Annotated in this window: 9 protein-coding genes; 1 reads left to right on the top strand and 8 read right to left on the bottom strand. The window is 49.7% G+C overall.

Going from position 1 to position 11615, the window contains the following annotated elements; translation table 11 throughout:
• Positions 1-15 precede the first annotated feature (15 nt).
• The 8 genes from ftsL to leuO form a co-directional block, all read right to left on the bottom strand.
• Positions 16-336 (bottom strand): cell division protein FtsL, encoded by a 321-nt coding sequence (gene ftsL, locus ACOZIO_RS09545; RefSeq protein ID WP_129953206.1) that lies wholly within the window; start codon positions 334-336, stop codon positions 16-18.
• The gene (gene rsmH / locus ACOZIO_RS09540; protein ID WP_421595214.1) at positions 333-1274 is read right to left on the bottom strand and encodes a 16S rRNA (cytosine(1402)-N(4))-methyltransferase RsmH; all 942 of its coding nucleotides are present in this window, start codon (positions 1272-1274) and stop codon (positions 333-335) included. Before rsmH ends, ftsL begins: the two co-directional genes overlap by 4 nt.
• Positions 1275-1276: 2 nt before the next feature.
• A complete protein-coding gene (mraZ, locus tag ACOZIO_RS09535) occupies positions 1277-1735 on the bottom strand; it encodes a division/cell wall cluster transcriptional repressor MraZ (protein ID WP_034787151.1) in 459 nt (152 codons plus the stop codon).
• A 707-nt stretch (positions 1736-2442) separates the two neighbouring features.
• On the bottom strand, positions 2443-3447 hold the full coding sequence (gene cra / locus ACOZIO_RS09530; RefSeq protein WP_129953208.1) for a catabolite repressor/activator: 1005 nt from the start codon (positions 3445-3447) through the stop codon (positions 2443-2445).
• Between the two features lie 166 nt (positions 3448-3613).
• Positions 3614-4105 (bottom strand): acetolactate synthase small subunit, encoded by a 492-nt coding sequence (gene ilvN, locus ACOZIO_RS09525; RefSeq protein ID WP_120132476.1) that lies wholly within the window; start codon positions 4103-4105, stop codon positions 3614-3616.
• A gap of 2 nt (positions 4106-4107) precedes the next feature.
• Positions 4108-5826: an acetolactate synthase 3 large subunit gene (gene ilvI, locus ACOZIO_RS09520; RefSeq protein WP_129953209.1), complete on the bottom strand. Its 1719-nt coding sequence runs from the start codon at positions 5824-5826 to the stop codon at positions 4108-4110.
• A gap of 419 nt (positions 5827-6245) precedes the next feature.
• Positions 6246-8042 carry an AMP-dependent synthetase/ligase gene (locus tag ACOZIO_RS09515; RefSeq protein WP_129991311.1) on the bottom strand — a complete coding sequence of 599 codons (1797 nt, stop codon included), beginning with the start codon at positions 8040-8042 and terminating at the stop codon, positions 6246-6248.
• A gap of 288 nt (positions 8043-8330) precedes the next feature.
• A complete protein-coding gene (leuO, locus tag ACOZIO_RS09510; RefSeq protein ID WP_129953331.1) occupies positions 8331-9278 on the bottom strand; it encodes a transcriptional regulator LeuO in 948 nt (315 codons plus the stop codon).
• Positions 9279-10024: 746 nt separating this feature from the next.
• Between leuO and leuA the strand changes: the two genes are divergently transcribed.
• Entirely contained in the window at positions 10025-11614 is a 1590-nt protein-coding gene (gene leuA / locus ACOZIO_RS09505) for a 2-isopropylmalate synthase (RefSeq protein ID WP_129991310.1), read from the top strand.
• Position 11615 lies beyond the last annotated feature (1 nt).

The following is an 11615-nucleotide window of genomic DNA, read 5'->3' as shown; positions in this document are numbered from 1 at the left end:
ATTCTCCGTGGGCATTTAAGGTTGAACCACAATAATTTCTTGAGATGGATCAACGTGTTGCATCTGCAATTTCTCCGTTGCGATGCGTTCCACCCGGCTGTGATCGCCGAGGGCGTTCTCTTCAAGGATCAGGTTGCGCCATTCAATATCCAGCGCATCCCTTTCCAGGACTAATTGTTCGCGCTGAGCCGTCAGCAAACGCGTACGGTGAGCGGTAGTGACCACTAAAATTGCACTGACCAAAACGGCGATCATCAGAATTAACGGGATTTTGCCGTTGCGAAGAATATCGCCGGCGATCACTCCCACTAATCCGTGGCGTTCGTTGCCTATCACGCTGTTGTTCTCTCAGCAAAACGCAGAACAGAACTGCGGGCCCGTGGGTTTTCGGCCACTTCGGCTTCAGAGGGCATCATTTTCCCGACTGATTTCAGTGAACGTCCGCCAAGTTCTGCGATTTGTGCTTCCGTCATCGGAATACCGGCCGGCACCTGCGCGCCACGGCTATGCTGACGGATGAAACGTTTTACAATCCGGTCTTCAAGAGAGTGGAAGCTGATCACGGATAAACGGCCTTCAGGCGCCAGAATTTCCAGTGCGCCATCCAGCGCGCGTTCAATCTCTTCCAGTTCACTGTTGATATAGATACGGATCGCCTGAAAACTGCGTGTGGCCGGGTGTTTGTGCTTCTCACGTACTGGCGAGGCATTAGCGATCAAATCCGCCAGTTCCTTGGTCCGTGTCATCGGCAATTCGCGGTTACGCTCGACGATCGCGCGTGCGATACGTTTGGCAAAACGCTCTTCACCAAACGTTTTCAACACCCAGGCAATATCTTCAGCTTCAGCTTTCATCAGCCACTCAGCAGCTGAATAACCTCGGGTCGGATCCATACGCATATCCAGTGGCCCGTCACGCATGAAGGAGAATCCACGTTCAGGATCGTCAAGCTGCGGAGAGGAAACACCTAAATCCAGTAAGACGCCGTCGATCCTGCCTTCCAGACCACGATCCCGCGCATAGTCAGCAAGGTTGGAAAAAGGTCCGTGAACAATGGAGAAACGGGGATCATCAATAGATTCTGCGGCTTTGATCGCTTGTGGATCGCGATCAATCGCCAGCAAGCGTCCGTCCGGCCCAAGTTGGGACAGAATCAAACGTGAATGGCCACCACGGCCAAAAGTTCCGTCTATGTAAATGCCGTCCTGTTGAATGTTGAGGCCGTTAACGGCTTCATCCAGCAAAACGGAAGTGTGTTTATAGTTTTCAACCATGCTTATAATGACAAGTCCTGTAACCGGTCAGAAAGGGGTTCCTGAGACGATTGTTCAGCGTCGATGTCTTCCTTAACTTGTTGATACCAGGTCTGTTCATCCCACAGCTCAAACTTGTTGAACTGCCCAACCAGCATCACTTCTTTTGCCAGCCCGGCATGCTGACGTAATGTCGTTGCAATCAGCAGACGTCCGGCGTTATCCATCTGACACTCACTGGCATGCCCCAGTAACAGGCGCTGAATACGGCGCTCAACAGGGTTCATGCTCGACAGACGGGACAATTTTTGTTCGATAACTTCCCACTCAGGGAGGGTGTAAAGAAGAAGGCATGGGTGATGGAGGTCTATGGTACATACCATTTGACCTTGCGATTCTTCGCTCAACAAATCCCGATAACGGGTAGGTACGGCAAGTCGCCCTTTGCTGTCGAGGTTAACCATCGTCGCGCCACGAAACATGACCGCTCTACCCCTCTGTGACCCTTTCCACCACTTTCCCCCACAAATTCCCACAGAAAAGAGTTTACGGATGGTTTTAAAACCTTGTCAAGCCAGAGCGGAGACGGTTTGGCAATATTTACGCAGCCACACAAATGCTTAGCGCAATGTGATGAGGTTTTTTAGAGGGGGGATAGAAAATAACGTCATGATTAGTTGAAGAAATTTCGGAGGGTTAATAATTTCGTTTAAAAAAAAGCCAAACTGAACATTATTTAACTATTTATATTCTTCTGCTATCTAACTCTCATTTCCTGACCGCTTTGCCTTAACAAAAATCATTTTCAATTTTTTTCTGGCTGTCACGTCTAAATCAACATCATTTTACATGCCAACCCGCATGGCATAAGCCTTTGGGGAGTTTCAAAACCACCAGTCGTGCAGTAAAACCACGCTTCCGGAAATTAAGCGGGGAATTCTACAGCACTTTTGCGGGGAGCATTAACGTATTTTAGAAATTGATGGGAGGATTTATATCTGTGCAAGAAAGCATAAAACATTTGTTAATAATTCAGCAGGCTGGGAATGCTCCTAAATTACCCGTTAAAGTCATATGGGAATTTTCGTATTTTGATTATAAGAACCGGTGAGACAAATTATCGGAAGGTTTAACGCGATTCAGCAACGAAGAAAGAGTCGGGCAGTCATTATGAATGCCCGCCTGCTGATTATTTTCGGCTCAGACGGCCCCGGCGGAACAAATTACGCCGGATACGGGTTAGCCCTGCTTTCGGCTTTTTAGGTTCATCCAGACAAGCCAGAACCAGTTCAAGCACGCGTTCAGCCACATCGCGATGACGCTGCGCCACGGCCAGAACCGGGCATTCAAGGAAATCGAGCAGTTCGTTATCACCAAATGTGGCGATAGCCAGATCGACCGGCAAACGTCCTTCCGTCTTTAACGTAACATCCATCACGCCCTGCAGCAGCTGGAATGATGTCGTGAATAACGCCTGTGGCATCGGGTTCGTTTTCAACCATTCGGCAAACACAATCGCCGCAGATTCACGATCATACGCATTCGCATAAAGATATTTTGGCTGACGTGGATCTTCAGCCCATGCCTGACGGAACCCCTGCTCACGCAGAAAACTCACGGAAAGCTCAGGCAGCGCACCAAGATACAATACCGATTCAGCAGGGAACGAGCGCAGTTCCTGCGCCAGCATCAGTGCATCGTCCTGATCGGCTCCCACAACACTAATGAAATGTTCAGGATCAAGAGCGCGATCAAGTGCAATGATCGGGAAATCGTTGTTGGCCCAGCGCTGATAGAAAGGATGTTCCGGCGGTAACGACGTGGAAATGATGATTGCATCGACCTGACGTTGCAGCAAATGCTCGATGCAGCGCATCTCATTGTCAGGCTGATCTTCAGAACAGGCGATCAGCAGCTGATAACCCCGCTGACGGGCCTGACGTTCCAGGAAGTTCGCGATTTTGGTGTAGCTGGTATTTTCCAGATCCGGGATCACCAGGCCAATAGAACGGGTGCGACCGGCGCGTAGGCCCGCTGCCACCGCATTCGGGTGATAGTTATGTTCCTTCACGACAGCCATCACTTTTTCGACTGTCTTATCGCTGACACGATACTGTTTCGCTTTGCCATTAATGACATAACTGGCCGTTGTACGCGAAACGCCCGCTAACCTCGCGATCTCATCCAGCTTCACTGAGAAAACCCCTTAATAAAGATAATGCTTTATCTAACCGCAGAAGCCCCTGCCGGGCAAGGTGTTTTACCGAATCGCTTCACCAGATTCGCAAAAATAAAGCCCGGCTCAGCAGCCGGGCTTGTATATATCAGATAAGTTTCACATCTTGCTGATTATTTACACTTTAGCGCATGATCTTGTCGCCACGGGAAACGCCAACTACACCGGAGCGTGCAACTTCGACGATTTCAGCCACATCACGAATACTGGCCAAAAACGCGTCAAGCTTGTCGCTGGTACCCGCCAGCTGAACGGTGTAAAGCGTTGGCGTGACATCGACGATCTGCCCGCGGAAAATCTCGGTTGAACGCTTCACTTCTTCGCGGCCATAACCCGAAGCCTGCACCTTCACCAGCATGATTTCACGCTCAACGTGAGCGCCCTGCACCAGCTCGGTCACTCGTAAGACGTCCACAAGCTTATGGAGCTGCTTTTCTATCTGCTCGAGTACTTTGGCATCACCCACGGTCTGAATGGTCATACGTGACAGCGTGGGATCATCCGTCGGTGCAACGGTCAGGCTTTCAATGTTGTAGCCACGCTGAGAGAACAGGCCAACAACGCGGGACAATGCCCCTGATTCATTTTCCAGTAATACTGATAAAATCCGGCGCATGATCAGGTCCTCTCCGTTTTGCTTAACCACATTTCGTCCATCGCACCGCCACGGATGTGCATCGGGTAAACGTGTTCTGTTTCATCCACGCTGATATCAACAAATACCAGACGGTTTTTCTGTTCCAGCGCCAGCGCCAGCTTGCTTTCCAGCTCATCAGGCGTGCGGATAGCAATACCCACATGCCCGTAAGCTTCCGCCAGTTTCACGAAATCAGGCAGCGATTGCATGTAAGACTGGGAATGGCGACCGGAGTAAATCATGTCCTGCCACTGCTTCACCATGCCAAGATAACCATTGTTCAGGTTCACAACGATCACCGGCAAATCATATTGCAGCGCGGTTGACAGCTCCTGAATGTTCATCTGAATACTGCCGTCACCGGTAACACAAATTACCGTTTCATCCGGCAGGCCGAGTTTCACACCCAGTGCAGCGGGCAGTCCGAAGCCCATCGTGCCGAGCCCCCCCGAGTTGATCCAGCGACGCGGTTTGTCGAACTTATAATACAACGCGGCAAACATCTGGTGCTGCCCGACGTCCGACGTCACATACGCATCACCCTGAGTCAGGCGATGCAGCGTTTCGATAACGGCCTGTGGCTTGATGGTACCGGTATTTTTGTCGTAACTCAGGCACTCACGCCCGCGCCAGTTCTCAATATTTTGCCACCAGTCGCGCAGGGCATCGAATTCCTGTTTTTCATCGCTTTGTGCCAGTAATTCCAGCATCTGAACCAGCGTCTGTTTTGCATCGCCCACGATCGGAATATCAGCATTCACGGTTTTGGAAATGGACGTCGGGTCGATATCAATGTGCATAACCGTCGCATTCGGGCAGTACTTCGCCAGATTGTTGGTGGTGCGGTCATCGAAACGCACCCCCACCCCGAAGATCAGATCGGCGTTATGCATCGCCATATTGGCTTCGTAAGTACCGTGCATGCCGAGCATACCGAGGCTCTGGCGATGAGTGCCAGGAAATGCGCCCAGCCCCATCAGGGAACTGGTGACAGGCAGATTCAGTTTCTCCGCCAGTTGCAGCAGTTCAGCGTCACATTCAGAATTAACCGCACCGCCGCCCACGTACAGCACCGGTTTCTTCGCCGCCAGTAATGTCTGAACCGCGCGTTTGATTTGCCCGCGATGGCCTTGCACCGTCGGGTTATAAGAGCGCATCGCAACCTGTTCGGGATAGGCGTAAGGCAGTTTAATCTGCGGATTCACTACGTCTTTTGGCAGGTCGACAACCACCGGGCCAGGACGGCCGGTAGAGGCAAGATAAAACGCTTTTTTCAGTACAGTCGGAATATCTTCCGCACGTTTTACCAGAAAGCTGTGTTTTACCACCGGGCGGGAAATCCCCACCATGTCGCATTCCTGAAATGCGTCATAACCGATCAGCGAACTGTGTACCTGGCCGGACAGCACCACTAACGGAATGGAATCCATATAAGCCGTGGCAATACCGGTGATAGCATTGGTTGCGCCGGGGCCAGAAGTTACCAGCACGACGCCCACGTCACCCGTAGCACGCGCATAACCGTCCGCCATATGAACCGCACCCTGTTCATGTCTCACCAGCACATGATCTATCCCACCGACCGTATGCAGGGCATCATAGATATCCAACACCGCACCGCCGGGATAACCGAATACGTGCTTTACGCCCTGGTCGATTAATGACCGGACGACCATCTCGGCTCCTGACAACATCTCCATGGTTTTGCCTCCAGGCTTTTTGCTTCTTCTATAGGATGACTTTTGCTTCAGCTAGCTGTTCTATCAGCAGCGATTTCAACATAAATCGCTGAATTTTAGGACTTTCTATCGGGCTTACTACACCCTGCTGTTCTTATTAGCGTTCAAGAATCTAACTCAGTACCTTAGCGTCAGAACCCGAGTCAGGCAAACGCCAAAAATTCTGTGCAGACAGAATTTTATCGCCTCACACTGCCTTCATTCTTTCGTTCGGGACAAAACACTGCCTGCGCGCATTAACCAGTCAGAAATATCAGGGAGGCTGGAAAAATTACAGTATTAAATTATGTCTGTAAGGGAGGTAAAACGAAGGGAAAAACCGGCGAAGTGACAGGCACCGGTGATTCACAAAAGAAAATGATGAAGCGGGTGGTGAAGCATTACTCCTGATAAAGCTGATCGATTTCCTTCTGATAACGGCTGAAAATGATTTTGCGGCGCAGTTTAAGGGTTGGCGTCAGTTCCCCGGCCTCCATCGTGAAAGGTTTGGTCAGCAATACAAACTTTTTCACCTGCTCAAAACCGGCCAGATCATGCTGTATCTCACGTAACTGATGAGCAAACAGCGAGAGGATTTGCGCATTTTTCACCAGCCCGGCGCGATTGAAGTAATCGATATGGTGCGCCTGGGCATAGACATTTAGCACATCAAAATCAGGCACGATCAGCGCGGAAACAAAGTGCCGTTCATCGGCGATAACGGCTGCCTGCTCAATATAACGATCCTGAACCAGCGTGCCTTCGATACGCTGTGGAGCAATGTATTTACCCCCGGACGTTTTCATCAGATCTTTCAGCCGCTCAGTAATGAATACGTTACCTTGTGCATCCATTTTCCCGGCATCACCGGTTTTGAACCAGCCGTCAGCGGTGAAGCTGGCCGCCGTCTCTTCCGGCTTATTGAAATAACCACGCAGTAAAGTCGGACCGCGAACCTGAATTTCATTCTCTCCACCGATCCGCACTTCGATCTCTGGTAATGCCGTACCGACAGAACCAAAGCGGAAGTCATTTTCCTCCCAGCAGGTCACCGTCGCGCAGGTTTCCGTCAGGCCGTAGCCATATTTGATGTTCAGGCCGAGTGATTCGAAAAAAAGAATGACGTTGTCATCCAGACTCGCACCGGCGGCAGGCAGAAAGCGCAGATTACCTCCCAGCAAATCACGCAACTTTTTCAGCACCAGCTTATCGGCGAGAAAATGTGCGGGCGTCAGCCAAAACGGATGACGCCCGCCACGACGTTCGATCAGAAACTTCTCTTTACCCTGTGCGACGGCCCAGTGGAAAAGCCGCTTTTTGAGGGGTCCCGCGCGGGCGACTTTGTCGTGGATCGCGCTGAATACTTTTTCATAGAAACGCGGAACCGCACACATCACCGTCGGTTTAATGGCCTGCAAGGCCTCACGCACCAGATCGGTTTCGCGCAGGAAGACATTTTGCGCACCGCTATGCATCACGAAGAAACTCCACGCGCGTTCAAAAACATGCGCAAGCGGCAGGAAGCAGAGGGAAACATCATGTTCAGTAATACTCAGACGCTTTTCATGCTGCATCAGTTGTGTCGCCATGCTGCGATAATCCAGCATCACACCTTTTGCTTCTCCGGTGGTACCGGAGGTATAGATAAGCGTGAACAGATCATCGAGGTTACGGGCATTGATCCGCACTTCACGCTCAGCAGCTAAAGCCGCATCCTGCGGAACGACGCCAGAAACATGCCGGGCAATCGGTACGCCACGTAACTCGACCTCATTGTCCAGCACCAGAATATGTTTCAGTTGCGGACAGAGATCACGTACGGCCACCGCTGCGTCATATTGCTTCTGGCCGATGACAAACAAAATACGGATATCCGCATCATTGAGGACATACGCAGACTGCGCGGGGGTATTAGTTGCATAAACCGGCACGGTGATCGCACGCAATTGCAAGATCGCCAGGTCTGCCGTCGCCCAGGCTATCGAATTATTCCCACAAATGGCGATGCGTTCCTGAACGCCAACGTGTTCCTGCAATAACACATCGGATAAGGCATCCACCTTTCCGCCAAGCTCACGCCAGGTCAGGGCGGATGTCACCGCCGGGGACCACTCGCGAAATGCAGTCTGTTCAGCACGGGCACTGACTTGCTGACGGAAACGGGTTATCTGATGGTAATCATTTAAGGTTGGATTCATTGAGCGTTTATACCGGCGTCAGGCGTAGTCAGTAAAAGGGAGGGAGCTCACTGCGTTGCTCTGTTACAAAAATTTAACGCAGTCTACCGGCAAATATTGCACGGTGAAATGAAATTGTAGGAGCAGCAGCAGGGTTTTGGGAAGATGCCCCGGAAATCCGATGACGAAAAAAAACCTGCAGGGCATTAACGAGGAAAAAACCTGCAGGATAAAAAACCATGTGAAGAAGAGCAGGCAGCCACTTTCGCTGCAATCACAGCCGCAAAAAACATCGTAAAGACTGTCTGATTACAGAGAAACAACACACTGGCTCAATAATGTTTTCATCCACATATTGCCTTTGTCTTTGCTGGAGGATTCATGCCAGGAAAGATAACATGTGAGTGTATTTTTCATCCACGGTAGCGGAATGACTGACAAATTAAGTATTCCGGCATTTGCCTGTGCCAGCCAGCGCGGCACCAGCGCAACCATGTCGGTTTTGGAGACAATTTCCATAACACTAAATAAATCAGTTCCCTGATAGGAAATCAACGAAACTAACTCAGAGTCGTCGTAATAAGGAGAGCTGAACGAGTAGAACCGGTCCATCATCATGACAGCATGTTTTTCTTTCAGATATTTTTCATCTGACATATGCGGACTGATACGGGGATGATTTTGCGCTGCAACCAGAACCAGCTCATCATTGAATAAAGCTTGATTGCAAAAATCAGCACGTTCAAACTTACGATAACTGATCACAAATTCTATATTCTGATAACGCAACTGATGTTCAATATCATCGTTCACAATGGTCTGTAGTTTAACACTGACACCCGGTGATAATTCTTCTGCAGCATTCAACACCTGGCTGGTGAAGCGTTTATCGAGCGGGCTGCAAATAGCGACATTAAACTGGCGCGTACTGAGGAAAGGGTCAAAACCTGCCCCCGGTAATTCATTCATCACGAGCTGCAAGGCCTGTCTGACAGGGCCAAAAAGCTGACGCGCGCGCATTGTTGGTTGGATCCCACGCCCGAAACGCACAAATAAGTCATCGTTAAACATTACTTTTAAACGGGCAACGGCATTACTGACCGCCGGCTGGGACATCCCCAACATATTGGCCGCACGTGTAATATTTTGTAATTGCATCACGGCATCAAAAACTGTTAACAAATTTAAATCAACATTGCGAAGGTGCGTTTCTGCCTCAGCAGGTTTAGGGTGAATTTCTGTATCGGCGTCAGACATGATATCCCTCATAATTGACATTCGAATCCAAATAAAAATGATTATCTTCAATAATCTATTTTATAAAGCGCGGCATTGAGATGACATTGGGGAACATAAATATCGGCAGAGAAAACACGCTATATTCTCATCAATTCATTTTTTAGAAAAATATGAATTTTTGTTTCCAATAATCAGAAACAGAAATGCAAATTTTATTTCCCGCAAAGAAACTTATGATATAAGACAGCAAAATATTTTTGGAAACAACATTTGAAAAATGAATAATAAGTTAAGCCAAACTAAATCACTTTTAAACCACTGTATTAAATAGAGTATTTATCCCGACAATGGCGAACATGGCATTTTTTTTGTTGTTGTTTTTTTACGACCCTTGTTAAAACGTCGGCATGCCGAGGACTTCATTAATACCAGAGTTTTATGCTAAATGAGAGTGAATATCATCATGCCAATTTTCTGGAATTTCCACACAGTGAAGGTTGACATACCGCACACATTCCCGTATCACTTTAGTCACTGTTTGAACGAAAGCCGTTCTGACCACCCCATGATGAGAAGCTGAAAACACATGTTCAAGATGACCCGTCTCCTAGGCCTACTACTCAACGCAGAATATATGCGCGGTAAGCCAGTGGGCGAAAATCAGAACTGATTCAACTTCCACAGACAATAAACCCGCGCCGATGCGCGGGTTTTTTTTTATCTCCCCGCAGGGCGCGAAAATAAAAGCAGACAAGGAATAACCCATGAGCGAGCAAGTCATTATTTTCGATACCACGCTGCGTGACGGTGAACAGGCGTTACAAGCCAGCCTGAGTGTTAAAGAGAAGATTCAAATTGCAATGGCGCTGGAAAGAATGGGCGTTGATGTGATGGAAGTCGGCTTCCCGGTCTCCTCTCCCGGTGATTTCGAGTCTGTACAAACTATTGCGCGCCAGATTAAAAACAGCCGTGTTTGTGGTCTGGCCCGTTGCGTAGACGGTGATATTGACGCCGCCGCCGAAGCATTGCGCGTGGCAGAGGCCTTCCGCATTCACGTATTCCTGGCCACTTCTACCCTGCACATTGAATCTAAACTGAAACGTTCATTTGATCAGGTGCTGGAGATGGCCACACACTCCGTAAAACGCGCCCGTAACTATACCGATGACGTTGAATTCTCGTGCGAAGATGCAGGCCGGACCCCGCTGGATAACCTGTGCCGTGTGGTAGAAGCTGCGATTAAAGCCGGTGCGACCACCATCAACATCCCCGACACTGTCGGTTACACCACGCCGGTTCAGTTCGGTGGCATCATCACCAATTTGTATGAGCGCGTGCCCAATATTGATAAGGCGATTATCTCTGTGCATTGCCACGATGATCTGGGCATGGCAGTCGGTAACTCCATCGCTGCGATTCAGGCCGGTGCGCGGCAGGTGGAAGGCACGCTGAATGGTATCGGTGAACGCGCCGGTAACACCGCGCTGGAAGAGGTGATCATGGCGATCCGCACCCGCAGTGACTACATGAACGTTCACACCAACATCAATCACAAAGAAATCTACCGTACCAGCCAGATTGTCAGCCAGATCAGTAACATGCCTATCCCGGGCAATAAAGCCATTGTCGGCTCTAATGCCTTCGCACACTCTTCAGGTATCCATCAGGATGGCGTGCTGAAAAACCGCGAAAACTACGAAATCATGACACCGGAATCCATTGGCCTGAACCAGGTTCAACTGAACCTGACTTCCCGTTCCGGCCGTGCTGCCGTTAAACATCGTATGGAAGAAATGGGCTACAAAGAATCCGATTACAACCTGGATCATCTGTATGCCGCATTCCTGAAACTGGCGGACAAAAAAGGCCAGGTTTTCGACTACGATTTAGAAGCGCTGGTCTTCATTAACAAGCAGCAGGAAGAGCCTGAATTCTACCGCCTGGATAACTTTAGTGTGCAGTCCGGCTCTAAGATTACCGCCACCGCGTCAGTTAATCTGGCCTGTGGCGAAGAAATCATTACCGAAGCCGCCACCGGCAACGGCCCGGTTGACGCCGTTTATCAGGCCATCAACCGCATCACCGGTTATCAGATTGAACTGGTGAAATACCAGCTGAGCGCCAAAGGTCAGGGCCGCGATGCGCTGGGCCAGGTTGACGTGGTCGTCTCCTTCAATGGCCGCCGCTTCCACGGTGTCGGGCTGGCGACAGACATTGTCGAATCCTCCGCAAAAGCGATGGTACATGTACTGAATAACATCTGGCGCAGCAAACAAGTTGAGATCGAAAAGCAACGTTTGCAGCAGACAGGTCAGCAACACAACAACATTCAAAATAATCAGGAAACGGTGTGAA

The organism is Rahnella sp. PD4 (assembly GCF_049199325.1).
In the GTDB taxonomy this organism is placed as follows: domain Bacteria; phylum Pseudomonadota; class Gammaproteobacteria; order Enterobacterales; family Enterobacteriaceae; genus Rahnella; species Rahnella perminowiae.
Note: the sequence above shows the minus strand (reverse complement) of the source record. Positions and strands in the feature narration are given on the sequence as shown.